This window comes from Embleya sp. NPDC001921 (genome assembly GCF_053594475.1).
The window spans coordinates 17970-41563 of the sequence record NZ_JBSFEO010000017.1 but is presented as its reverse complement, the minus strand read 5'-3'; the positions used below and the strand labels follow the sequence as shown (position 1 = coordinate 41563).

20 protein-coding genes are annotated in these 23594 nt (G+C 71.8%); 6 read left to right on the top strand and 14 right to left on the bottom strand.

Features of this window, described 5'->3' with window-relative positions:
* Nucleotides 1–202: 202 nt before the first annotated feature.
* On the top strand, nt 203–1264 hold the full coding sequence (gene bioB / locus ACWCPW_RS20800; RefSeq protein ID WP_449763060.1) for a biotin synthase BioB: 1062 nt from the start codon (nt 203–205) through the stop codon (nt 1262–1264).
* A gap of 167 nt (nt 1265–1431) precedes the next feature.
* Nucleotides 1432–2652 (top strand): adenosylmethionine--8-amino-7-oxononanoate transaminase, encoded by a 1221-nt coding sequence (locus tag ACWCPW_RS20795; RefSeq protein WP_449763199.1) that lies wholly within the window; start codon nt 1432–1434, stop codon nt 2650–2652.
* Nucleotides 2653–3271: 619 nt separating this feature from the next.
* Here ACWCPW_RS20795 and ACWCPW_RS20790 read toward each other — a convergent pair.
* Nucleotides 3272–3979, bottom strand: a complete 708-nt coding sequence (locus tag ACWCPW_RS20790; RefSeq protein WP_449763059.1) for a FadR/GntR family transcriptional regulator — start codon at nt 3977–3979, stop codon at nt 3272–3274.
* 145 nt (nt 3980–4124) lie between these two features.
* On the opposite strand from ACWCPW_RS20790, the gene ACWCPW_RS20785 reads away from it, so the two are divergent.
* Nucleotides 4125–5393, top strand: coding sequence for an MFS transporter (locus ACWCPW_RS20785; RefSeq protein WP_449763058.1), 1269 nt, complete (start codon nt 4125–4127; stop codon nt 5391–5393).
* A 77-nt stretch (nt 5394–5470) separates the two neighbouring features.
* Here the strand turns inward: ACWCPW_RS20785 and ACWCPW_RS20780 are convergent, their stop codons facing one another.
* The 7 genes from ACWCPW_RS20780 to ACWCPW_RS20750 form a co-directional block, all read right to left on the bottom strand.
* The gene (locus ACWCPW_RS20780; protein WP_449763057.1) at nt 5471–7366 is read right to left on the bottom strand and encodes an ABC transporter ATP-binding protein; all 1896 of its coding nucleotides are present in this window, start codon (nt 7364–7366) and stop codon (nt 5471–5473) included.
* Complete coding sequence (locus ACWCPW_RS20775) at nt 7363–9096, bottom strand: ABC transporter ATP-binding protein (RefSeq protein WP_449763056.1); 1734 nt, start codon at nt 9094–9096, stop codon at nt 7363–7365. Before ACWCPW_RS20775 ends, ACWCPW_RS20780 begins: the two co-directional genes overlap by 4 nt.
* A gap of 457 nt (nt 9097–9553) precedes the next feature.
* Nucleotides 9554–9763, bottom strand: a complete 210-nt coding sequence (locus ACWCPW_RS20770) for a hypothetical protein (protein WP_449763055.1) — start codon at nt 9761–9763, stop codon at nt 9554–9556.
* Nucleotides 9764–9889: 126 nt separating this feature from the next.
* A complete protein-coding gene (locus tag ACWCPW_RS20765) occupies nt 9890–10807 on the bottom strand; it encodes a branched-chain amino acid transaminase (protein WP_449763054.1) in 918 nt (305 codons plus the stop codon).
* Nucleotides 10808–11111: 304 nt separating this feature from the next.
* Nucleotides 11112–12530 carry an aminotransferase-like domain-containing protein gene (locus ACWCPW_RS20760; RefSeq protein ID WP_449763053.1) on the bottom strand — a complete coding sequence of 473 codons (1419 nt, stop codon included), beginning with the start codon at nt 12528–12530 and terminating at the stop codon, nt 11112–11114.
* 46 nt (nt 12531–12576) lie between these two features.
* Complete coding sequence (locus ACWCPW_RS20755; RefSeq protein WP_449763052.1) at nt 12577–13317, bottom strand: SDR family oxidoreductase; 741 nt, start codon at nt 13315–13317, stop codon at nt 12577–12579.
* A gap of 4 nt (nt 13318–13321) precedes the next feature.
* Nucleotides 13322–14341, bottom strand: coding sequence for an aldo/keto reductase (locus tag ACWCPW_RS20750; RefSeq protein WP_449763051.1), 1020 nt, complete (start codon nt 14339–14341; stop codon nt 13322–13324).
* Nucleotides 14342–14446: 105 nt separating this feature from the next.
* Here ACWCPW_RS20750 and ACWCPW_RS20745 point away from each other — a divergent pair, with 105 nt between their 5' ends.
* Nucleotides 14447–15319, top strand: a complete 873-nt coding sequence (locus ACWCPW_RS20745) for a LysR family transcriptional regulator (RefSeq protein ID WP_449763050.1) — start codon at nt 14447–14449, stop codon at nt 15317–15319.
* 190 nt (nt 15320–15509) lie between these two features.
* Here ACWCPW_RS20745 and ACWCPW_RS20740 read toward each other — a convergent pair whose 3' ends face one another.
* The 3 genes from ACWCPW_RS20740 to ACWCPW_RS20730 form a co-directional block, all read right to left on the bottom strand.
* Nucleotides 15510–16382 (bottom strand): PaaX family transcriptional regulator C-terminal domain-containing protein, encoded by an 873-nt coding sequence (locus ACWCPW_RS20740; RefSeq protein ID WP_449763049.1) that lies wholly within the window; start codon nt 16380–16382, stop codon nt 15510–15512.
* A gap of 38 nt (nt 16383–16420) precedes the next feature.
* Entirely contained in the window at nt 16421–17083 is a 663-nt protein-coding gene (locus tag ACWCPW_RS20735) for a GNAT family N-acetyltransferase (RefSeq protein WP_449763048.1), read from the bottom strand.
* 232 nt (nt 17084–17315) lie between these two features.
* Nucleotides 17316–17738, bottom strand: a complete 423-nt coding sequence (locus tag ACWCPW_RS20730; RefSeq protein WP_449763047.1) for a MarR family winged helix-turn-helix transcriptional regulator — start codon at nt 17736–17738, stop codon at nt 17316–17318.
* A gap of 205 nt (nt 17739–17943) precedes the next feature.
* Between ACWCPW_RS20730 and ACWCPW_RS20725 the strand changes: the two genes are divergently transcribed.
* A complete protein-coding gene (locus tag ACWCPW_RS20725; protein ID WP_449763046.1) occupies nt 17944–18360 on the top strand; it encodes a RidA family protein in 417 nt (138 codons plus the stop codon).
* A gap of 64 nt (nt 18361–18424) precedes the next feature.
* Nucleotides 18425–19525 carry an alkene reductase gene (locus tag ACWCPW_RS20720; RefSeq protein WP_449763045.1) on the top strand — a complete coding sequence of 367 codons (1101 nt, stop codon included), beginning with the start codon at nt 18425–18427 and terminating at the stop codon, nt 19523–19525.
* 11 nt (nt 19526–19536) lie between these two features.
* Here the strand turns inward: ACWCPW_RS20720 and ACWCPW_RS20715 are convergent, their stop codons facing one another.
* From ACWCPW_RS20715 to ACWCPW_RS20705, 3 genes are all read right to left on the bottom strand, one after another.
* On the bottom strand, nt 19537–19974 hold the full coding sequence (locus ACWCPW_RS20715) for a CBS domain-containing protein (protein WP_449763044.1): 438 nt from the start codon (nt 19972–19974) through the stop codon (nt 19537–19539).
* Nucleotides 19975–20590: 616 nt separating this feature from the next.
* Nucleotides 20591–22372 carry an LCP family protein gene (locus ACWCPW_RS20710; RefSeq protein ID WP_449763043.1) on the bottom strand — a complete coding sequence of 594 codons (1782 nt, stop codon included), beginning with the start codon at nt 22370–22372 and terminating at the stop codon, nt 20591–20593.
* A gap of 496 nt (nt 22373–22868) precedes the next feature.
* The gene (locus ACWCPW_RS20705; RefSeq protein WP_449763042.1) at nt 22869–23561 is read right to left on the bottom strand and encodes a TetR/AcrR family transcriptional regulator C-terminal domain-containing protein; all 693 of its coding nucleotides are present in this window, start codon (nt 23559–23561) and stop codon (nt 22869–22871) included.
* Between the last annotated feature and the right edge of the window lie 33 nt (nt 23562–23594).

Sequence of the window (23594 nt, the reverse complement as noted above, 5' to 3'; positions counted from 1 at the left end):
ACCCGACCCGTGCCCGTGCCCGTGCTCGCCCGCGCCCGCGCCCGCGCCCGCGCCCGCGCCCGCGCCCGCGCCCGCGCCCGCGCCTTCCGGCATAGCAGGTGTGGGTGGGTGGGGTTTGGGGGAGCCGGGACAAATGCTTGGGGGTGATCTTGTGGGGTCGGGGGATTGGGGTGGGTGCCGGGGCCGGGTGAGGGTGGGGCGTATGGACTTGGATCTCGATGGGTTGACGGCGAAGGCATTGCGGCGGGAAGTACCGTCCCGAGAAGAGGCGTTGGCCGTTCTGGGCGGTGCGCACGAGGTACTGGACGTGGTGGCCGCCGGGGCACGCGTGCGGCGGCACTTCTTCGGCCGGCGGGTGAAGCTGAACACGATCATCAACATGAAGAGCGGGCTGTGCCCGGAGGATTGCTCGTACTGCTCACAACGACTCGGGTCGGCGGCGGAGATCCTCAAGTACTCGTGGATCACCCCGAAGGAGGCCGCCGAGACGGCCGATCAGGCGGTACGGGCCGGGGCGAAGCGGGTGTGCCTGGTGGCGAGCGGGCGAGGGCCCGGCAGCCGGGACATCACCCGGATCGAGGACACCATCGCCGCGGTGAAGGAGGGCAGCCCGGACGTGGAGATCTGCGTCTGTCTGGGTCTGCTCGCCGACGGCCAGGCCGAACGCCTCGCGGCCGCCGGGGCGCACGCGTACAGCCACAACCTCAACACGAGCGAGGCGCGGTACTCCGACATCTGCTCCACGCACACCTTCACCGATCGCACGGATACCCTGCGACGCGCCGGTACGGCGGGTCTGTCGCCGTGTTCCGGGGCCATCTTCGGGATGGGCGAGTCGGATTCCGACATCGTCGATCTGGCCTACGCCCTGCGCGAGTTGGATCCGGATTCGGTTCCGGTGAACTTCCTCATCCCGTTCAAGGGCACGCCGCTGGCGGAGAACTGGGAGCTGACCCCCGAGCGTTGCCTGCGCATCCTGGCGTTGTTCCGCTTCTTCTTCCCCGATGTCGAGGTGCGGTTGGCGGGTGGACGCGAGATCCACCTGCGGAGCATGCAGCCGCTCGCGCTGCATCTGGCCAACTCGATGTTCCTGGGCGACTACCTGACCAGCGAGGGCCAACCGGGCGCGGACGACCGGCAGATGATCGCCGACGCGGGCTTCGTGATCGAAGGGGCCGACGAGCAGACCCTGCCGGACGCCCGGCACGACCTGGTGGCGATCCGCCGCCGGGGCGCGGGCAGCGACCTTCCCCCGAACGCGTGAGGGCCGCCGGCGGGGGCGGCCTCGATGCGATCGCGGGCGTCGGCGGGCAGGCCGCAGCGCGGACCGAGTACCCGGACCCGGCTGCGAACCGAGCCGGACCGGCGGACCTGACCCCCGGCCGACTGCTCGACCTCGACCGCGAACACGTGTGGCACCCGTACGCGCCGATGCCCGGCACCGGACGCCCGCTGCTCATCGAGTCGGCCGCGGGAGTTCGCCTGCGGTTGGCCGAACCGGTGGGCGGGGTCGACGAGTTGGTGGACGGCATGTCGTCGTGGTGGGCCGCGGTGCACGGCTACGCGCATCCGGTGATCGACGCGGCGATCCGCGAGCAGATGGGGCGGATGAGTCACGTCATGTTCGGCGGACTCACGCACGAGCCCGCGATTCGGCTGGCGCGCACCCTGGTCGAGATCACTCCGGAGCCGCTGCGGCACGTCTTCCTGGCCGACTCCGGATCGATCTCGGTGGAGGTCGCGATGAAGATGTGCCTCCAGTACTGGCGGGCCCGAGGCCGCGCCGACAAGCGGCGACTGCTCACGTGGCGCGGCGGGTACCACGGCGACACGTGGCATCCGATGTCGGTGTGCGACCCGGAGGGCGGGATGCACCGGTTGTGGCAGGGGAGGCTGGCCGAGCAGGTGTTCGCGGACGCGCCGCCGAGCGGGTTCGACCCGGCCTACGTCGAGCACCTGGACGCGCTGCTGACCCGCCACCGGGACGAGGTCGCGGCGGTGATCGTCGAGCCGATCGTGCAGAACGCGGGTGGCATGCGCTTCCATCCCCCGGAGTACCTGCGCGCGCTGCGCGACCTGTGCACCGCCCACGACGTGCTGCTGATCTTCGACGAGATCGCCACCGGCTTCGGCCGCACCGGCGAGCTGTTCGCCGCCGACCACGCCGGCGTCAGCCCCGATGTGATGTGCCTGGGCAAGGCGTTGACCGGCGGCTACCTGAGCATGGCCGCGACGTTGTGTACGGAGGAGGTGGCGGCCGGCATCGCCGCCGGCGAGTCCCCGGTCCTGGCCCACGGGCCCACCTTCATGGGCAACCCGCTGGCCGCCGCGGCCGCGAACGCCGCGTTGGGCCTGCTGCTCGACCAGGACTGGCGGGCGAACGTCGCCCGCATCGAAGCCGGCCTCGTCGAGGGCCTGGCCCCGGCCCGCGCGCTCCCGAGGGTCGCGGACGTGCGGGTCCTGGGTGCCATCGGCGTCGTCCAGCTCGACCATGAGGTCGACATGGCGACGGCCACCCGGGTGGCCGTCGAACACGGCGTCTGGCTCCGGCCGTTCCGCGATCTCGTCTACACGATGCCGCCGTACATCACCTCGGACGCCGACCTGCGACGGATCACCGCGGCCGCCGGCGCCGTTGCCGCGGTGGCCTGACCCGATCCCGCGTGCGTTGCGGGGCGCCCGGGGCCTCGGGCCCCGCGGCGCCCCGCACGTGTGACCCACCCCGCGCGATCGGTGGGCGCCGAGCGGAAGTCCGGTCGTCTGGGCGAGCAACCCCGCCGCCCGCAGACGGCGTTCGACCGCGGGCCAGGTGGGCTCGACCGGATTCGAGCGGTGGGTGCCGGTGCCCAGGTCCTTGAAGCCGCTCGACGTCGCGACGCAGACCACCGGGCCGTCGATCGGGCCGTGCCCGCGCAGGCCCGCGAGGCCGGCCGCGGCGGAACTCTCCACCCCCAGCCCCTGGCGGCTCAACTCCGCCTGTGCCGAGTCAAGTTCGGCATCGGTGACGAGCAGCGCCCGGCCGCCGCTGTCGCGGAGTGCGAGCGCGCCCCGGTAGCCGCCGACGGGGCAGTCGATCGCGTAGGCGGTGGTGTGGCCGACCGGGACGTGTGCGGCCGGAGCCCCGACGCGCATCGCCTCGGCCGCCGGCCCGCCCGCCGCCGGCTCGCACGCGAACAGCCGCGGGGTGCGGTCGGTCAGGCCCAGGCGGCGCAGCCACGGCCCTCGGGCCTACGACCCGGTTCCCCACGGGCCTGCGACCCACCCTTCGGGCCTACGACCCGGATTCCCTCGGTGAGCGCACCGCGTGCCAGTCGTGGGTGTCGGTCAGGTTGGCGTCCGCCTGTCGGGCGGCCTCGACCGGGTCGCGCTCGCGCAGCGCCCGCAACAGGTCCTCGTGGCCGCCCGGGTTCGCGCCCTGGTAGTCGGGGTCGGTCCAGGAACCGGCCACCGACTCGCGCACCGGCCCGGACAGGTTCCGGTACAGCTCGGCCAGCAGGGGATTGTGCGCCGCGTCGGCGACCCCGAGGTGGAACTCCCAGTCGGCGGCCAGCCACGCGTCGAAGTCGCGCTCGTCCCACGCGGCCCGGCGCCGGCGCAGCGCGCCTTCGAGCACGGTCAGGTCGGCCTCCTCGGCACGGATCGCGGCGAGTCGGGCGGCCTGGAGATCGAGCGCCTGGCGCACCTCCAGGACCTGCCCGATGTCGCTGCCGCCGTACAGCCGCTCGACGGCGCCGGAAAGCTCGCTGACCGCGCGCACGTAGGTGCCGTCGCCCTGGCGCACGTCGAGCAGGCCCGCGTGCGCGAGCGCGCGGACCGCCTCGCGGACCGTGCCCCGGGCCACCTGGAGCCGGCTCATCAACTCCGGCTCGGGCGGGATGCGGCTGCCCACCGGCCAGTCGCCGGAGGTGATGCGCTCCCGCAGCCGGGCGATCACCTCGGCGGACAGCGCCGGCCGGCGCACCGATTCGAGGCTGCTCATCGGGCGGGCTCCTGACCTGGGACGTCGACACGACCTGCGACGTCGAACCGAAACAGGACCCAGGATACATCCGATGATCGGATGTCACCCGATGTCAACCCTCCGTCACCTGGACAGGATTCATCAGACGTCTTACCTTTGACCCATGACATCCGCAGCCTCCGTAGCCGCCGGCGCGCCCCTGGCGCCGACCACCGATCCGGCCGGTCGTACCCGTGCCGCGTGGCTGGCCGGCGTGGGCATCGTGCTGATCGCGTTCAACCTGCGGTTGGGCATCAGCAGTGCCGCCGCGCTCCTGGAGGCGCTGCGCGACACGCTCGGCTTCGGCTCGGTGACCGCGTCGCTGTTGCCGACCCTGCCGACGCTGTGCTTCGCCGCCGCCGGGCTGACCGCGTCGCCGCTGGCCCGCCGGTTCGGCACCGAACGAGCGGTCCTGGTGGCGCTGTTCGCACTGGCCGCCGGGCTGGGCATGCGGGTCGTGCCGACCACCTGGGCACTGCTGACCGGCACCGTGCTGGGCATGTCCGGCCTGGCCGTGGGCAATGTGCTGCTGCCCGCGTTGCTGCGCGCGCACTACCCGCACCGCGTGTCGGTGCTGACCGGGGTGTACACCACGGTGATGGCGCTGGGCGCGACGCTGGCCGCCGCGATCGCGGTGCCGGTGGCGGACGGCCTGGACTCGCCGTCGCGGGGGCTGGCGGTGTGGGCGCTGCCGGCCGTGGCCGCGCTGCTGGTGTGGTCGCTGGTCCGGGCGCCGCACGCGCTCACCGCCAAGGCCGGCCCCGCCGCGTACGTATCGCCGTGGGCCGTGGCGCGCACCCGGCTGGGCCGACTGGTCACGGCCTACTTCGCGCTCCAGGCGCTGAACTGCTACGCGCTGGTCGGCTGGTTGCCGACGCTGCTCTCCGACGAGGGGATGAGCGGCGGCAAGGCGGGCGCGATGCTCGCGATCACCCAGGGGGCGGGCATTCCGGCGACCTTCGCGCTGCTCGCGTTCGTGCGGGCCACCGGGCGGCTGCGCCCCGCGTTCGTGGTGGTGTCGGTGAGCATGCTGATCGGCTTCGTCGGTCTGCTCGTGGCCCCCGTCGCGCTGCCCGTGGTCTGGGCGGCTGCGGTCGGCCTGGGCTTTTGCTCGTTCCCGCTGGTGCTCTCCGTGATCGGCGGCAGCGGTACCGGCGCCGCCGAGACGACCGCGCTGTCCACGCTGGCCCAGTCGCTGGGCTACGCGGTCGCCGCGACCGGCCCGTTCGCACTGGGCCTGATGCACGGCGCCACCGGCGGCTGGACGGTGCCGATGGCCGCGCTCGTGGTCACCGCCGTCGGCCAACTCCTGGTCGGCCTGGTCCTGTCCGGCAACCGAGGCGCGCACTCCGCGCCCGAGCCGGCGCGACGATCCGTGCGATCCGCCGGCTGACCGCGGAACCGGCGCAGGACGCGCGCGGGTGCCCGAGGCACGCGACCTCGGGCACCCGCGTGGTGGGTTCGGCCGATCTAGAGGATCTCCGCCGCCGGCTGGGCGAACTGCGAGGCGTACAGCCGCGCGTACGCACCCTCGGCCGCCAACAGCGCGTCGTGCGTGCCCTGTTCGACGATCGAGCCGGACTCCATCACCAGGATCACGTCCGCGTCGCGGATCGTGGACAACCGGTGGGCGATCACGAAGCTGGTCCGACCCCGGCGCAGCGAGTTCATCGCCTTCTGGATCAGCACCTCGGTGCGGGTGTCCACCGAACTGGTCGCCTCGTCCAGCACCAGGATCTGCGGCTCGGTCAGGAACGCCCGTGCGATGGTGAGCAGTTGCTTCTCGCCCGCGCTGAGGTTGCCGGCCTCGTCGTCGAGCACGGTGTCGTACCCGTCCGGCAACGTGCGCACGAAGCGGTCGGCGTGGGTGGCCCGGGCCGCCGCGACCACCTGCTCGCGCGAGACGTCGCCGACGCCGTACGCGATGTTGTCCGCGATCGTGCCGCCGATCAGCCAGGTGTCCTGGAGCACCATGCCGATCGGCGCGCGCAGGTCCTCGCGGGCCATCGTGGCGATGTCCACGCCGTCCACGGTGATCCGACCGCCGGTCACCTCGTAGAACCGCATCAGCAGGTTGACCAGGGTGGTCTTGCCCGCGCCGGTGGGGCCGACGATGGCCACCGTCTGGCCCGGGTGCACCTCCAGGTCCAGGTTCTCGATCAGCGGCTTGGCCGGGTCGTACCGGAACGAGACGCCCTCGAAGGCGACATGCCCGGTGACCTTCTCGATCCGCGTGGGTGGCTCCGGGTCGGGGGACTGCTCCTTGGCGTCGAGCAGCGCGAACACCCGCTCGGCCGAGGCGACGCCGGACTGGAGCAGGTTGGCCATCGAGGCGACCTGCGTGACGGGCCCGTTGAACTCGTACGAGTACTGGATGAACGCCTGGATGTCGCCGAGCGTCATCGCGCCCGAGGACACCCGCAGGCCGCCGATCACCGCGATCAGCACGTAGTTGAGGTTGCCGACGAAGGCCATCGCGGGCTGGATCAGGCCGGAGATGAACTGCGCCTTGAAACCGGCCGCGTACAGCGCCTCGTTGTGCTTGTCGAAGACCTCGGCGGACTCCTTCTGCCGACCGAACACCTTCACCAGCGCGTGTCCGGTGTACATCTCCTCGATGTGCGCGTTGAGCTTGCCGGTACTGGACCACTGCTTGACGAACTGCGGCTGTGCGCGCTTGCCGATCAGCATCGTGACCAGGATCGAGGTGGGCACGCTGATCAGCGCGACGAGCGCGAGCAGCGGCGAGATCCAGAACATCATCACCAGTACACCGACGATGGTCAGCACCGAGCGCACGATCTGGCCCATCGCCTGCTGGAGGGTCTGCGCGATGTTGTCGATGTCGTTGGTGGTGCGCGAGAGCACCTCGCCGCGCGGCTGCTTGTCGAAGTAGTTCAACGGCAACCGGGACAGTTTGGTCTCGGCGTCCTCGCGCAGCCGGTAGGTGGTGCGCTGGACGATCGTCGCGGTCAGTCGGCCCTGCACGAAGGCGAACAGCACCGAGCCGACCACGACCGCGAAGGTGGCCAGCAGGATGGTCCGCACGTGCCCGAAGTCGATACCGTCGCCGGCGACGCCGGTGAAGATCGCGTCGGTGGCCTTGCCGAGCAGTCGCGGGGTGAGCACGGCGAGGCCGACGCCCGCTATGCCGCACACGAGCAGCGCGTACAGCCGGGTGCGCTCGGGGGCCATCAGGCCCAGCAGGCGGCGCCCGGACGCCTTGAAGTGCATCGACTTCTCGGTCGGCGCGCCGCCCATCATCCGCGCGGCGGGTCCGCCGCCGGGGGGCGGGCCGGGGCGGCGTTGCGGGACGGCGGCCTCGGTCGAGTCGCCGGATTCGGTGGTTTCCTCGGTGGTGGTCACGCCGCCTCCTCCTCGGTGAGCTGGGACAGCACGATCTCGCGGTAGGTGTCGTTGCCGGCCATCAACTCGCGGTGCGTGCCGGTGCCGACCACGCGGCCCTCGTCGAGCACCACGATCCGGTGCGCGTGCCGGATGGTGGCCACGCGCTGCGCGACGATCACCACGGTGGCCTCGGCGGTCTCCTCGACCAGCGCCGCGCGCAACGCCGCGTCGGTGGAGTAGTCGAGTGCGGAGAACGAGTCGTCGAACAGGTAGATCTCCGGCTTGACCACCAACAGCCGGGCGATGGCCAGGCGTTGCCGCTGGCCGCCGGAGACGTTGCCGCCGCCCTGGGCGATCGGCGCGTCCAGCTTCTCGGGCAGCGCCTCGACGAACGCGCGGGCCTGTGCGATCTCCAGGGCCCGCCACAGGTCCTCGTCGGTGGCGTCCGGATTCCCGTAGCGCAGGTTGGAGGCGATGGTGCCGGAGAACAGGTACGGCTTCTGCGGCACCAGCCCCACCGTGCGGGACAACAGCGCGGGGTCCACCTCGCGGGTGTCCACGCCGCCGACCAGCACCGCGCCGCCGGTCACGTCGAGCAGGCGCGGGATCAGGCTCAGCAGCGTGGTCTTGCCGGCGCCGGTGCTGCCGATCACCGCGGTGGTCTCGCCGGGGCGGGCGATCAGGTCGATGCCGCGCAGCACCGGCTCCTCGGCGCCGGGGTAGCAAAAGCTCACGTCGCGCAGTTCGAGCCGGCCGTGCGCGTGCAGCGCGGTCACCGGCGCCTGGGCCACGGTCAGGCTGGTCTCGGTGTCCAATACCTCGGTGATCCGGTCCGCGCAGACCGACGCGCGCGGGATCATCATGGTCATGAAGGTGGCCATCATCACCGACATCAGGATCTGCGCGAGGTAGCTGAGGAAGGCGACCAGCGCGCCGATGTCCATCGATCCGGCGCCGATCCGGTGGCCGCCGATCCACACGATCACGATCGCCGAGGTCTCCCACACCAGCAGGACCGACGGGTACATGAAGGCCATCAGCCGGCCGAGCGAGAGCGACACGTCGCGGATCTCGGCGTTGGCGTCCGCGTACCGCGCCTGTTCGTGGCCGTCGCGGCCGAACGCGCGGATCACCCGGATCCCGGTGATCTGCTCGCGCATGATCCGGTTCACGTTGTCGATCCGGCCCTGCAGGACGCGGAACAGCGGCGGCATCGCGCGCACGATCCAGCCCACGGCCAGGACCAGCGCGGGCACGATGATCAGGAACAACAAGGACATCGGGACGTCCTGGTTGACCGCCATCAGGATGCCGCCGAAGCACATGATCGGCGCCGACACCATCAGGGTCAGCGCGAGCAGGGCCAGCATCTGGACCTGCTGCACGTCGTTGGTGGTGCGGGTGATCAACGACGGCGCGCCGAACTGGCCCACCTCGCGCGCGGAGAAGGTCTGCACCCGGTTGAACACCGCCGCGCGGATGTCGCGGCCCACGCCCATCGCGATCCGCGCGCCGAAGTACACCGCGATCGCCGCACAGACGATCTGGACCAGGGTCACCCCGATCATCGCGGCGCCGACCCGCAGGATGTAGCCGGTGTCGCCCTTGACCACGCCGTTGTTGATGACGTCGGCGTTGAGGGTGGGCAGATACAAGGTGGCGAGCGTCTGCACGAGTTGCAGCAGCACCACCAGAGCGATCGGTTTGGCGTACGGGCGCAGATGTGCGCGCAGCAGTCGGATCAGCACGAGGTCCTCTTCGGGTCGGAGGAGTACAGCCGACCTGGGGCACGAGCCGTACACGGGCGCGGGGTGGGCCCCGTGCGGTGCGCCGGATCCGGGTGCGGGTCGAGGGCGCGGCGCGGAGGCGCATTCTGTCCTCGACCGTAGTGCCCATCGATGGGGTGGTCGATCGGATTGTGCCGACCGGTCGGTCGAGGCCGCGCCCGGTCGGCGGCGACGGTCGAAGAGGTGTGCATGGTGGTTCTCCCCGAGTGCGATCCAAGGTGGCGAACACGGCCCGTCGGCGATGGCTCGGGCGGCATGTGGACACCCTAGAACTTCAAGTTGACTTGAGGTCAAGGTCGACGATCCGGACGTGTCGATGCCCCTCGGATCGTCGACGACCCGTTCGGAACCGTACACAGCGAAACGGCCCGTCCACCCCGAGGGGTGGACGGGCCGTTTCGGTGCGGGTCGCGAAACGTCAGTGGATCGCGACGAACGAGTCCGTGGAGTGCCATACGGCGAAGTCGCCGCCGTGGTGGCCGCAGCCGTCCGAGAACTTCACGCCGGAGCTGGTGTGGTGGCCGACCACGAGGCCGTCGTCGTGGCCGCCCGCCTGAGCGGTGCCGGCACCGGCGAAGGCGAAGAGCGCGGCGCCGGCAACGGCGATCAGTGAGGTACGGAGGCGCATTGTCATCTCCCATGAAGTGTGGGTGAGCGGGACGTATATACAGATATCCGCAAAATCACAGCAATATGGGTAGGTTCGCCCATTAGGGGCGTATCGCGCGCTCGTTACGACCCGTTCGGCCCGTCGTCACTGGTGCACGAGGGTGAGCCAGTGCGCGTATCGCTCGTCCGTACCGGTGATCGCCGCGGTGTAGGCGTCCTGGATCTTCCGGGTGATCGGCCCGGTACCCACCTCGCGGTCGTCCAGCGAGGCCACCGGGACCACGCCCGCGGCCGTGCCGCAGACCATGATCTCCTCGGCGGTGTACAGATCCGAGCGGAGCAGGTTCTCGGTACGGACCGCCAGACCCAGATCCGCGGCCAGCGTCAGAACGGTGTCCTGGGTGATCCCGCGCAGCGCGCCGGCGCTCGGCGGCGGGGTGAACAGCACGCCGTCGCGCACCGCGAAGACGTTGGCCGCGCTGCACTCGCTGACGTAGCCGTCCGCGTTGAGCAGCAGCGCCTCGTCGTAGCCCGCCCGCAGCGCCGCGGTCTTGGCCAGGGCCGCGTTGAGGTAGCCGGCGGTGGCCTTGGCCGCGGGTGGCAGCGCGTTGGGGTCGTTGCGTCGCCACGAACTGGTGGCCAGGCGGATGCCGCGCTCCGACGCGTCGCCGAGGTAGGCGTGCCACTCCCACCCGGCGATGCTCACCTCGACCGACATGTCGGGCCGGAGGGCCGGACCCATCTCGCCGTAGCCGATGTGCGCGAGATGGCGCAGGTAGCACTCGGAGTGCCCGTTGGCCGCGATCAGTTCCACCGTCGCGGCGCGCAGCGTGGGCAGGTCGTAGGGCAGTTCGAAGCCCACGATGTGGGCGCTCTCGCGGAACCGCCGCAGGTGGTCGTCGAGCCGGAACACCGCGGGGCCGCGCGGGGTGAGGTGGGCCCGGGTGCCCTCCAGTACGCCGGTGCCGTAGTGCAGTCCGTGGCTGAGGACGTGCACCTTCGCGTCCGCCCACGGCACGAGCGTGCCGCCCATCCAGATCCGGTCCGCTTCGGTCAGTGCCATCGCTGCTCCCGCCCTCGTGCGCTCGTGCGTGGTCGCCTCCGGCCGCGAGCGCCTGGCGGCGCCGCCGTCGGGCGTGCTCGACAAGTGGATCACCGAGAGACACTTCGATGGGCCACTTGATGAATGGCACATTAGCTCTATCGCTATTGGTCCACTAGTGCCGATCCGACATCCGGACACGCCCGAGCCGCTCCTCGGCGCGGGCCGGGAGCGCGGGCGGTCGGCTTACCGGGCACGGGAGTTCATCACCCGGAACGGGCTTAACGCACCCGACGGCCCGACGGGCTTAACGGACCCGACGGGCCTAACGGACCCGACGGGCCTCGCGCCAGGCCGCGGTCAGGAGTTCGACGGCCTGGGAGAGCACCGGTTCGGGCCACGCGAAGCTCAGGCGGATGTGCTCGGCGGCGGTGTCCGGGTCCGGCGCGAAGACGGCGCCGGGGGAGACCGCGACGCCGTGGCGAAGCGCGCCGGCGACGAATTCCTCGCCGTCCACACCGGGCAGCCGGGCCCACAGGGACAGGCCGCCGCGTGGCAGGGTCCACTCCCACTCGGGCAGGTGCCGGGCGAGTTCGGCGGCGAAGTGGTCCCGACGGGCGGCGAGCGTGTCGGCCCACGCGCGGACGCGCCTCGGCCGGTCGGGGTCGCGCAGCAGGTGGATCGCGACTTGCTGGTCCAGCGTGGAACAGGCCAGGTCGGTACGCTGCTTGGCCTCGATCAGCAGGGCCCGCACGGAGGTCGGCGCGGCCACCCAACCCAGCCGCAGACCGCCCCACGTGGTCTTGGACAGCGAGCCCAGGCACACCGTGCGCTCGGGCAGATGCTCGGCCGCCGAGGCGACCGGCCCGTCGGCGAGATCGGCGAGGGTGCGGTCCTCCACGAGCAGCGTGCCCTCCTCGGCGGCCACCCGCGCGACCGCCTTCGCCCGCCGGGCCGAGACCACCGCCCCCGTCGGGTTGTGCACGGGCAGCGAGAACGCGTACGCGGGTCGATGCCGGCGGATCGCCGCCCGCAGTTCGTCCGGGTCGAAGCCGTGCCGATCGCCCGGCACCGGGATCGCCTCGGCGCCGAAGCGGTACGCCGCGGCGAGCATTCCGGGGTAGGTGGTCGGCTCGACCAGGATCCGGTCGCCGGGCCCGAGCAGCGCGTCGGCGACCAGGTGGATCGCCTGCTGCGCACCCGAGGTCACCACGATGTCGTCGGCGCCGAACCCGGCGGGCAACGCGTGCGCCGCGACCAGCGCGCGCAGTCGCGGATCGCCGGCGGGCGCGTACCCGTCCTGCGGTCGGGCGTCGAGCAGGTCCTCCACGCGCAGCGCGGTGTCCGGCAACAGCGAGGCGTCGGGTACGACCGCCTTGGCCAGGTCGACCACGATGGCGCCCTCGCGCAGCCAGCGGGAGAAGGTCGGCCGACCGCCGGGACGCACGTACGAGCCGCTGCCGTGTCGCCGTTCGACCAGGCCGATCCGGTTCAGCGAGAGGTAGGCCGAGGCGACCGTGCCGCGACTGAGCCCGAGCGCCTCGGCGAGCGCGCGCTCGGACGGCAGCCGGGTCTCGGCGAGCAGGTCGCCGCCCTCCACCAACTCGCGCAGCGCGTCGAACAGCCGCTCGCCGCGCGAGCGGCGCTCGTTGCGCCGGGGCCGCCCCATGCGCTCGGCGACCACGACCGCGAACTGCTCGACCTCCACGACCACTCCCTCGCCCCGCGTTCCGTCGGATCCCACGATGGCTCGACGATATGGGGTCGCGCCGGCCCGGCAGGCCGTCCGGCTACCACGGCAGCGGGTGGGTGTCCCGGAAGAAGCCGCCGGTGGGCCCGCGGTCCGGAAGGGTCGCCGCCCAGACGATGCCGGCCGCGCCCGCCGCGACCGGGCGACCGCCCGGGCCGCCCGGCTCGGTGGCCACCCAGCCCGGGCAGACCGCGTTGACCAGGACGCGGTCCGGGCGCAGTTCGGCCGCGAGCATCCGGGTGAGCGCGTTGAGACCGACCTTGGAGATCGTGTACGCGGGCGTGCCGCCGCCCATGTTGGTCAGCGACGCGGCCTCGCTGCTCACGTTGACCACCCTGGGATGGGCCGAGCGGCGCAGCAGCGGCAGGAACGCCTGCACCGTGCGCCAGGGCCCGTACAGGTTGGTCTCGCCGGCCTCGGCCACCACGTCCAGGTCGGCGTCGGTCGCGCGCTGCCAGGTGTCGTAGGTGATCGCGGCGTTGTTGACCAGGGTGTCCAGGCCGCCGAAGCGCTTCTCGACCTCGGTGGCGGCGCGCCGTACACCGGCCGGGTCGCGCACGTCCAGGAGCACCGGATGGGCGTGCAGGCCCGCCGCGCGCAACTCGCGCGCGGCGGACTCGGCGGCGTCGGCCGAACGGGCGCCGAGCAGCACGGTGTGCCCGAGCGCGCCCAGTCGACGGGCCACCTCGTGGCCGATGCCGCGATTGGCGCCGGTCACCAGCGAGATCGGGCCGACCCGACGACCCGGGCGGGCGGCGAGTGAATCGGTGGTGCGGGCCATCGGGTCAGCGCCGCCCGTCGAGCCGGTCGAACGTGTCGCCGAACACCCACGGACTGGTGGAGGCGATGAAGTCGGTCGGGAACCCGGCGGTGTATCCGGTCACCGCCGCCAACCGGCGCAGCGCCTCCTCGGGCAGCCGCACGTCCACCGCGCCGAGGTTGTCGCGCAACTGCTCGGCCGAGCGGGCGCCGATGATCGGGTGCACCGCGCGCGAGTGTGCCCGGGTCCAGGCGATCGCCACCTGCGACGCGCTCGCGCCGAGTTCGTCGGCCACCTCCCGGACCACCCGGGCGACGGCGTGCTCGTGCTCGCCGAGCGAGTCGGGCGAGACGCGGGTGCCGGCCTCGGCGCCGCCGGGACGGGTGAACTTGCCGGACAGCACACCGCTCGCGAGCGGCCCCCACGCGGCCACCGAGAGGCCGAAGTACTCGGCCATCGGCAGCAGTTCGCGCTCGATGTCACGATTGAGCAGGTTGTACGGGACCTGGAGCCCGGCGAACGGGGTCCAACCCCGCCACTCGGCGAGCGTGTCGGCCCGGCTGACCACCCACGCCGGAGCGTCCGACATGCCGACGTAGAGGACCTTTCCGGAGCGCACCGCGTCGTCCAGCGCGCGCATGGTCTCCTCGATCGGGGTGTGCCGATCCCACAGGTGCACCCAGTACACGTCGATGTAGTCGGTGCGCAGGCGACGCAGGCTGGTCTCCAGCGACAGGGCCAGGTTCTTGCGGTGATTGCCGGAGGCGTTCGGGTCGGCGGGATCGCGGGTGACGGTGTACTTGGTGGCGAGCACGAACCGGTCCCGGCGGCCCTCCAGCACCTCGCCGACGATTTGCTCGCTTTCGCCGCCGCGGTAGTTGATCGCGGTGTCCACGACGTTGCCGCCGGCGTCCGCGTACACGTCGAGCATCCGGCGACACTCGTCGAGCCCGGCGCCGACACCGCCCTCGCCGCCGAAGGTCATCGCGCCCAGGAACAGTTCGGAGACGCGCAGGCCGGTATTGCCGAACAGGCGGTATCGCATGGGAGTTCCTCTTCCTCGTCCTCGTCCTGGCGGTGCATCGGGGTGCGGCCATCGTCGGATCCGCGGCGGCGCCGGGTCCAAGACCGGCTGTGATAACCAATGGCTATGGACACGCACCTGCGAGACCTTCGGTACTTCGTGGCGACCGCCGAGGAGCTCAACTTCACCCGCGCGGCGGAGCGATTGTTCGTGTCGCAGCCCGCGTTGAGCAAACAGATACGCCAGTTGGAGGACGGGCTGCGCACCCGCCTGTTCGACCGGGACCGGCGGGCCGTCACGCTCACCGCGGCCGGCGCGGCGCTGTTGCCGGCGGCGCGCGAGGTGATCCGCTGCTGGGACGAGGCGCAGCGGGTGGTGGGCGACGCGGTCGCCGCGGAGGCCGCGCTGTTGCGGGTGGGGTTGTCCACGAGTGTCGGGCGCGGGCTGTTGCGGCGCGCGCGTGCGGGGTACGCCCTGCGGCGGCCGAACGGGCGGCTGCGGATTCGGCAGATCGACTGGGACGACGCGACGGCGGGGCTGGCCGAGGGGGAAGTGGACGTCGCGCTGGTGTGGTTGCCGCTCCCGAACCCGGACGCGTTCGCGACGCGCGTGGTGGCGACCGAGCCGCGGTGCGTGCTGGTGCGCGAGGACCATCCCCTCGCGGGGCGCCCGAGTGTGGAGTTCGCGGAGCTGCTGGACGAGCCGTTCCTGGCCCTGCCTTCTTCGGCGGGGCCGCTGCGGGACTACTGGCTGGCGATCGATCATCGCGGTGGGCGGCCGGTCCGGGTCGGTACGGAGGTGTGCAACGCGGACGAGACCTTCGCGGCGGTCGAGGAGGGGAGCGGGATCGTGCTGCTTGCCGCCGGGAACGCGGCGATCTATCAGCGGTCGGGGACGGTGGCCATTCCGGTGAACGGGCTTTCGCCGAGTGAACTGGCGGTTGCCTGGCGGGTGGATGATCACCGGGGGACGGTCCGGGATTTCGTCGAGGCACTTTAGCCGCGCGGGCGGCGGGTTCCTTTGTGGTCCTCAAGCGCCGGACGGGCTGGAGTCGGGTGGGTGGGCTTGGGGGGACGGCCTGGGGTTTCGGGGTGTCCTCAAGCGCCGGACGGGCTGGGTTTGGGTGGGCTTGGTGGGATGGGTTGCGGTGGGATGGGCTGGGGTTTTGGGGCTTTGAGGGGCGGGTCGGTTAGAGGGGGTGGGGGGTGGGTTCGTATAGGCGGTATAGGCGGTGGGTTGTGTTGGTGTGGTCTCGGGTGGTTACCGCTTTCCAGGCTTGGGAGAGGAGGGATCGGGCCTGGTGGCCGGGCCAGGGGGTGGGGAGGAGTTCCGGGGGGAGCAGGGGGTCGGGTTCCATTGCTCGGCCGAATTCGACGGTCAACTCGACGCCGATGGTGAGTAGTTCGACGTCGTCGATGTCGGCGTTCGATTCCAGGCGGGCCAGTCTGGGGCGGGTGATCTCGATCAGGCGCTCGTAGCGCTCGGCCAATTCGGTGAGCGGCCACAGGTGGGCGGCCAGTGCCGTCGGGTGATCGAGCGGGCCGATGCGCAGGTCCCGGCTGGTGAGCAGGGTTACCGCGTCCGGTACACCCAGCCGCCGCGCCTCGGCCGAGACCAGGTCGGTCCACTCGTTCGCGGACACGTACAGGCCGCCGTGCAGCGCCGCGCCGCCCAGCCGCAGGATCGCGTCGCGCAGCGCGTCGCGCGCGGATCGCGCGGACTCCGGGATCGCGAACGCGACCAGTCGCCACGTGCCGTCCCACGGTTCCAGGCCGCGATCCTGGCGGAACGCGTGGCGCACGAACCCGACGTTGGGTTCGATGGTGCGCAGGGTGTCCTCGGACGCGTGCAGCACCGCCTTGCGGCCGCGACCGTGATGGGTGAACCGCCCCTCGGCGACCAGGCGCTTGACGCACAGCCGGATCTGCTGGTCGGTCATCCCGAGCACGCCCGCGACGGTGTACAGCTCGCCCGCGTCCACGCTGCCGTCCGGCCGCACCAGCGCGTACACGAGGGTGCGGGTCGGGATCTCGACCGGGTCGACTCCTGGCGTTCCTGGCATGGGCCGAGCATACGAGCGCGCGGGGCGGCCCATCGCGCTCACCCGCGCGCGGCCGTCGGGGCGGGCCCGATCCTGCGGATCATGGTGGTCACGGCCCCGAAGCCCAGCAATTCGCGCAGGTAGGGCGTGTGCTCGGTTCTGGTCGCGACGAAGCCGTGTCGTTCGTAGAGCGCGCGGGCACGCGGGTTCACGTCGATCACGTCGAGCCGGATCCGTCGGCAGCCGAGTTCGCGGGCGAGTACGGCCACCTCGTCCAGCAGCAGGCTGCCGATGCCCGTGCCGCGCTGCGAGGGGTCGACGGCGATCCCGTCCATCACCAACTCCGAGGACCCGGGCCTGCGTTCGAGCAGGGCCAGGATGGCGACGCGGTACAGGCCGCCGAGTCGGCCGTATGCGCGCAGCACGTCGCGCGCCGAGCCGCCGGTGAGGCCGCGGCCACCGTGCGTGTAGCCGGCCAGGCCGACCAGTACGCCGTCCCGGGTCGCGGCGATCGCGCGGTCCGCGTGCAGGTGCTCGGCGATGAACGCCGTCCCGGCCTCGGCCGGGCCCAGCGCGGTGCCCAGCTTGCGCCCGAACGCCTCCCAGTACAGCTCGGCCGCCCGGCGGCGCGCGGCGGGCGGCAGGCCGCGCCGGATCAGCGGCGCGCCCGGCCGCCGGTGATCCGAACCGACTCGATCGTTCGGCTCGCTCGCCTGGTCCATCGCTGCCTCCGGGTGGTGGGTCGTCCTCGGCGTCGTCGTCGATCTCGATGCCGGGCATCCGGAAACAGCGTACTTGGAACGTTCGTTTATCGGACGAGCGTTTGTGAACCAATAGTCAGTGTGCGTGGAGGCACCCGGTTCACGGTGCTCTTCGCGCCGCGCCACCTGTTCGCCGCCGGCTGCCCCGGCGGCAGGCGGTGCTTCCCGGCCGGGCGCCGAGCACCGCTCCGGGTCAGAGGGCGACCGGGATCGCGCCCAGGGCCGTCGTCACGTCCGCCAGGTGCGGATCGGCGGCGGCCTTGGTCAGTGCGGCGGTCAGCGCCTCCGCGTAGGTGGCGTCGGCCTGGGCCAGCCGGGTGCGCCCGTCGTCGGTGATCACCGTGTACACGCCTCGGCGGTCCTTGGGACACAGGTCGCGTCGGGTGAGCCCGTCGGTTTCCAGGCGGACCGCGAGGCGGCTGACCGAACTCTGGTTCAGGCCGATCGAATCGGCGAGTTCCTGCATGCGCAGCTCACCGTCGGGCGCGACCGCGAGCCGGGAGAGCGCGCGGTACTCGGACAGGCCGATCCCGTGCCGCCGTTGCAGGGTCCTGCCGAGGTCGTGTTCGACGCGCGCGTGCAGCACGACGACCTGTTCCCAGAGCTTCGCGTCCATGGCCCGTCCCCTTTCGCCGTGCGGGCGAGTCGCCCGGGCGGGCGGGTCGCCGGTTCGGTGGAGTCCCGGCGGCCGGTCCGGTGGAGCGTACGACCGCTGTTGACAGCAGATTACATGTAGTGCCAGATTATGCATGCACAAGCAAACAATGTATGTGCATGCACCTTCCTTGGGTGCACGCCTTCCCGAACTCCCGGAGCACCTCATGACGATCTCCACCGCCGTCGACGCCGCAGCCCCGATCCAGCGGATCGCCACCACGCCGGACTGGTACGAGCCTTACAAGATCTCGCAGGCGATCCGCGCCGGCGGCCTGATCCACGTGTCCGGCCAGGCCGGCTTCGACGAGAACGGGCGCACCGTCGAAGGCGGCTTCCTGGAACAGGGCCGCCAGGCCTTCCGCAACGTGGAACGCGTGCTCGCCGCCGCCGGAGCGACCTTCGCCGACGTGGTCAAGGTCGGCATCTACGTCCGCCATATGGCCGAGGACCTGGACAAGCTGATCGTGCTACGCGAGGAGTTCCTGTCCCTGCCGTATCCGGCGGACACCCTCGTGGAGGTCTCCTCGCTCGCGCAGCCGGACTGGCTGATCGAGGTCGAGGTCACCGCGCTCGACCGCTGACCCGATCCCACCGAATCCGATCGACCCGAAGGCAACCGATCGACCCGATGAAACGGATGACGCGTTGACCTCTCCCGCCACCACCGCGAACCCGCTGTTGACCCCGTACCGGCGCGGCCCCCTGGACCTGCCCAACCGGATCGCGACGGCCCCGATGACCCGGGGTCGCGCCGACGACACCACCGGTGTGCCGAGCGAGCACGCCTCCGCCCACTACACCCAGCGCGCCGGAGCCGGCCTGCTGATCACCGAGGGCATCTCGATCCACCCGCTCGGCAAGTCCGGCCCCGGCATCCCGGGACTGCGCACCGACGAACAGGTCGCACGCCGGCGTGAGATCACCACCGCCGTGCACGACGCGGGCGGCCGGATCTTCGCCCGGTTGTGGCACGTGGGCCGGATGACGCACCCGGTGACCCTGGACGGCACGACGCCGACCGCGCCCTCGCCCGTGCCGATCACCGAGGCGCCGATCTTCACGCGCGATGGCCTGCCGCCGCACGTGACCCCCCGCGCGCTGACCCTCGCCGAGATCGAGGAGGTGGTCGCCGCGTTCGCGCGCGGTGCGCGGCGGGCGATCGAGGCCGGGTTCGACGGCATCGAGATCCACGGCGCCAACGGCTACCTGTTCCAGCAGTTCCTGGCCGAGAACACCAACCTGCGCACCGACCGCTACGGCGGATCGAGGGAGAACCGGCTGCGCTTCGTGCTGGAGGTGGTGGCCGCGGTCACCGCCGAGATCGGCGCGGACCGGGTGGGCCTGCGCATCTCGCCGGACAACCCGGAGAACCAGATCCGCGAGGCGGACGCGCGCGGGACCTACCCGGCCCTGGTCGACGCGCTCGACCCGGTCGGCCTGGCCTACCTGCACGTGCTGGAGCGTGGCGACTACGCCGCGCTCGCGGATCTGCGTCCGCGCCGGACCGGCACGCTGATCGCGAACCACAACGGGCCGACGCCGGTCGACCCGACGACGGCCGAGCGGCTGCCGGCCGCCGAACCGGCCGACGTGGTGGCCTTCTGCCGGCTGTTCATCAGCAATCCGGACCTGCCCGCGCGGATCGCCGAGGGACTGCCGTTGGCCGCGCCGCCGGTGGCGGACGTGTACGGCGGGGGCGCGCGCGGATACGTGGACTATCCGGCGGCCTCGGGCGCGGCCGGTTAGGCGTCCGGACTTCAGGCCGCCGCGTCGAGCGGGCCGGGCTCGCCGGTGAGCGCGGTGCGCAGCGCGTCCGGGGTGAGCAGGCCGACGGCTCGACCGGCCTCGTCGGTCACCGCCCACACCCGCATGCCCCGGGCGCGCATGGTGGCCAGCGCCTCGCCAGCGGGCATCTCCGGCCGGGCGAACGGGCCGCCGTCGTGCCTGATGTTCCCGATCGGTGTGCGCGCGGTGTACCACGAGCGGGTTTGGTACGGCGCGAGCTGCGCCCGGCGTACGACGCCGAGGCAGCGGCCGTCCTCGGCGTGCAGGATCACGTGGTCCGCGTCGGCCACGCGGATGATGTCGACGGCCTTGTCGACCATGGTGTTCACGTCGATCCGCAGCTCGGCGGGCCGCATGGCCTGCGCGACGGTGAGCGGACCGACGGGGCGATGGTGGGGGATGGCGGTCATCGGGGGCACCTGGTTTCCAGTCGTCCGGATCCGGGGTTCGCACCCGGGTCGCCGGTGGTTCGGGTCATGGGAGACCGCGGCCGGTGGGAACCGGTCGCGGGTCGGACCGTGCGCGCACCGTCTTCGGACGACACGCCCCGGCGGGGCGGCGGAAGTTCGGCGCTGAAGCCACCCGGGGCGCGGCCGGCGCGCGACGTCGATCCCACCGGGAGTGGGCCGGCGGGTACCGGCGTGCCGGGGCTCGACGCGAGCGTGACCGCCTGCGGTGGATGGCGACGCGAGAGTCGCGATGGCGCTGTGCGCTCGGTCGGCGGGCGAACTGCGGTCACCGGAACCCCGGTTCACCAGCCCTGCGGATCCGGCCGCAATGGCCGAAGTCCTCGCCCACCGAGGACGGCGTCGGCGCGGAGGCCGACGTACGACGTGTCTTCGGTAGGGCCACCTTACCGTCTTCTTGACGTCTTTCCGACAGGCGGCCGACTCGGCGTCGGGACGATTGGGGGTGAACCGGCTTTATTCGCACCACATTTCAGGCTCGGTCGCGCCGTCGAGACGTGCACCGGCGCCGACCGAGGCCCCGAATCGCTCGGCCTGGGCCGGTGTTCCCCGGCGCCGGCTACCAGGTGTAGATCGGTTTGCCGTTGCGGTCCTTGGCCTCGGTGTACACCTTCATGCACGCGCCCTCTTCGGAAGCGTTCAGGGCGGAGGAGCCCTTGGGGAGTTCACCGGCCGGCGGGGGCGGCGGGGCGGACGGCGGCGCCGAGGGGGTGCTGCTCTTGCCGGTGCCCTTGAAGGTGGCTCCGGAGCCCCAGTCCGCGCCGATCTGCACCGTCACGTGGGTCGCGTTCGGCTGGGGGGACAACGCTGTGGCGGGCAGGCCGAGCGCGTCGGCCACGGCCTGCGCCTGGACCTGGTCCTTGGCGGGGAAGATCACCGCGCTGGTCTGCCGCCTGATCGGGTTCGGGTCCTTCGTGGTCTTCGTGAAGCCCTGTGCGATCAGGCCCTCGGTGACGGTGCCGGGCAGGCTCGTCCTGGTCGAGCCGTTGACCACGGTGATCCGGATCGCGGCCTTGTCCACCGCGGGCGGCGGGGGCGGTTGTGGTGTCGAGGGCGGCGTGGTGGTCTCGGTGCCCGGCGATGGGCCGTTCTTGTCGAACGCGACGTCCGAGCGGACCATCTTGAACAGGGTCTCCGCGCTCGCCGCCGGGACCAGGTGCTGATCCGGGGCCTGCGGATCGGCGTCGTGCGGCATCGTGGTCATGGTGATCCGGTTGGTGTTCACCTTGTTCAGCGTGGTCGCCAACGAGGTGAGCTTCTGGATCCCGTTGAGGCCGTCGTCGACGGTCAGCGACCTGGTCGCGGCGTCGGCGACCTTGAACAGCTTGATCGGGTTGGTGATCGTGCTGTTCGATTTGAGCGTGCGCACCATCGAGTTGAGGTACATGTGCTGCGCGTGGGTGCGCCCGACGTCGCTGCCGTCCTCGAAGGCGTGCCGCGTACGCAGCCACTTGAGCGCGTCCTCGCCCTGGATCTTGTGCTTGCCGGCGGTCAGCCGCAGGTGCGAACCGACCACGTGCCGCTCGCCGTTGACGTACTCGACCGCCTCGTCCTGGATGTTCGACTGCACGCACACCTCGACCCCGCCGACCGCGTCGGCCATCGAGACCACACCGGAGAAGGTGACCATCATGAAGTGATCGATGTGGATCTTCGTGAGCAACTGCCACGTGCCGACCACACAACCGGGCCCGCCGCGACCGAGGCTCTCGTTGATCGTGGCGTTGATCGGCGGGAACCTCTGCTTGGTCTTCGGGTCGGTGCAGGCCGGTATCGCCACGCGTGTGTCACGCGGGATGCTGATCACCGACGCGTTGCTGCGGTCCGCCGAGACGTGCAGCAACATCTGCACGTCCGCCCTCGGCGCGCCGCCGTCGCAGGCGCCGCCGAGCTTGCAGTCGGTCGGGTCGTTCCGGCCGTCCGAGCCGATCATCAGGATGTTCATCGGGGTGCGGCCGAACTCGTCGGGCGCCTCCTTGGGCACGTCCACGTCGCTGGTGTTGAGCTTGCTGTGCTTGATGTTGGCGTTGAGCTTTTGATAGATCACGTAGCCGGTGATCCCGAGCGCGACCAGCACCAGCGACATCACCAGCGCGGTGATCTTGAGCTTGCGGAAGCGGCGCGGCTTGCCGTGCCCGGTGCGCTTGGACCGTCGGGCGGCCCGACCGCCCGACGTGTCGTCGCCTCGGCGGGCGCGCGGTACGGCGGGCGCGTCGGCGGCGGGCTCGGCGCCGGCTTCCTCGCCGTCCGTCGCGGGAGTGGTCGGGGCCGCGTCGGAGGAGGGTGGTCGCGACGCGTTCGCGCGCCGACGGCGACCACCAAACTCCGGTGCGGAACTCAAAACGACCCCCGAGAAAGATGTCGTCGAACCGATGCCGCGTTGCCGCGGACTGGCTCGACACCGTACCGGGCGGCCGGAACGGACCGAACAGGTGCCGGCCGCCCGTCGTCGTGACGGCGGCCTCCTCGGAAACGGACGGCTTCACGCACATGTTGGTTGCGGCGCGGACGATCGGTCCGGGTATGGCATGGGTCACGCCGCGGCGCGCGTGCCGCCCGAAGACGGGAAGCGGCCGTGACGGGAAGCGGCCGTGCACGACAAAGGACGGCGCCGCCCTCGGGGGGAGGGGGCGGCGCCGTCGTTCAGGCGTCGGTGAGCGGGATCACCTCTCGGCGGGGGGCACGCCGCGACTCCAGCCGAACGGTAATTCGCGGCGGCAAAGGTTGGGCCCGGGGACACCCGTTCACCGACTGCTCCGTACAACGAGCGAACCTCGGCGACCATTCCCGGACATAGCGGTTGATCTTCGGATCGCGTTCCGTGGTTGATCCTCCGATCACGTCCCGTGCGGCCCGGACGGCGGGTCCGGCCGCGCTCCGGCCGGGCGCGCGTCCAGGCCGGCGATCAGCAGGTCGAGGCCGGCGTGGAACTCGGTCTCGGGCGTGCTCTGGGCGGCGGCCCCGGCGATCTCGATCAGGTACGGGAAACGGTCGGCCGGCAGCGCGCGGGCCCGGTCGGTGATCGCCCGGACGTCCTCGTCCGGCGCGATCGAGAGCGGGCCGGCCAGTTCGGCCTGGGCGAAGCCGGTGACGAAGCCGGTCACGGCGCGGAACGCGTACAGCAGGTCGGCCCCGCGCCGGCCGCTGCGGGCGAGCGCGCGCAGCAACGCCTCGCCGTGCGCCAGCGTGGACCCGTCGGTGATCCGGCGGGTGAGGATGAGCGGGATGACGTCCGGATGGGCGCGTACGGCACGCCAGTTCGCCTCGGCGAGCCGGCGGGTGTCGACCCGCCAGTCGTCGTCCTGGGCGTACTGCTCGTCGAGAGCCGGCAGCGCGTCCGTCATCACCGCCTCGACGAGCAGCCCCTCCAGGCCCTCGCGGCCGTCCACGTAGTTGTAGATCGTCATCGCCCCGGTGCCCAGCGCCGCGGCCAGGCTGCGCATGGTCAGCGCACCCAGGCCGTGTGCGTCCACCAGGGTCAGGGCCGCCGTGCGCAGTTGCTCGCGGCTGAACTTTCGGGGTGCGGGCACGATCCTCCTCCTTGACTTACGTACAGCGTACGT

Bases quoted from the DNA above. Each gene is read 5' to 3' on its own strand.
- bioB (WP_449763060.1), top strand. From the start codon at position 203: ATGGACTTGGATCTCGATGGGTTGACGGCGAAGGCATTGCGGCGGGAA.
- ACWCPW_RS20795 (WP_449763199.1), top strand. From the start codon at position 1,432: ATGCCCGGCACCGGACGCCCGCTGCTCATCGAGTCGGCCGCGGGAGTT.
- ACWCPW_RS20790 (WP_449763059.1), bottom strand. From the start codon at position 3,979: ATGAGCAGCCTCGAATCGGTGCGCCGGCCGGCGCTGTCCGCCGAGGTG.
- ACWCPW_RS20785 (WP_449763058.1), top strand. From the start codon at position 4,125: ATGACATCCGCAGCCTCCGTAGCCGCCGGCGCGCCCCTGGCGCCGACC.
- ACWCPW_RS20770 (WP_449763055.1), bottom strand. From the start codon at position 9,763: ATGCGCCTCCGTACCTCACTGATCGCCGTTGCCGGCGCCGCGCTCTTC.
- ACWCPW_RS20765 (WP_449763054.1), bottom strand. From the start codon at position 10,807: ATGGCACTGACCGAAGCGGACCGGATCTGGATGGGCGGCACGCTCGTG.
- ACWCPW_RS20755 (WP_449763052.1), bottom strand. From the start codon at position 13,317: ATGGCCCGCACCACCGATTCACTCGCCGCCCGCCCGGGTCGTCGGGTC.
- ACWCPW_RS20750 (WP_449763051.1), bottom strand. From the start codon at position 14,341: ATGCGATACCGCCTGTTCGGCAATACCGGCCTGCGCGTCTCCGAACTG.
- ACWCPW_RS20745 (WP_449763050.1), top strand. From the start codon at position 14,447: ATGGACACGCACCTGCGAGACCTTCGGTACTTCGTGGCGACCGCCGAG.
- ACWCPW_RS20740 (WP_449763049.1), bottom strand. From the start codon at position 16,382: ATGCCAGGAACGCCAGGAGTCGACCCGGTCGAGATCCCGACCCGCACC.
- ACWCPW_RS20735 (WP_449763048.1), bottom strand. From the start codon at position 17,083: ATGGACCAGGCGAGCGAGCCGAACGATCGAGTCGGTTCGGATCACCGG.
- ACWCPW_RS20730 (WP_449763047.1), bottom strand. From the start codon at position 17,738: ATGGACGCGAAGCTCTGGGAACAGGTCGTCGTGCTGCACGCGCGCGTC.
- ACWCPW_RS20725 (WP_449763046.1), top strand. From the start codon at position 17,944: ATGACGATCTCCACCGCCGTCGACGCCGCAGCCCCGATCCAGCGGATC.
- ACWCPW_RS20715 (WP_449763044.1), bottom strand. From the start codon at position 19,974: ATGACCGCCATCCCCCACCATCGCCCCGTCGGTCCGCTCACCGTCGCG.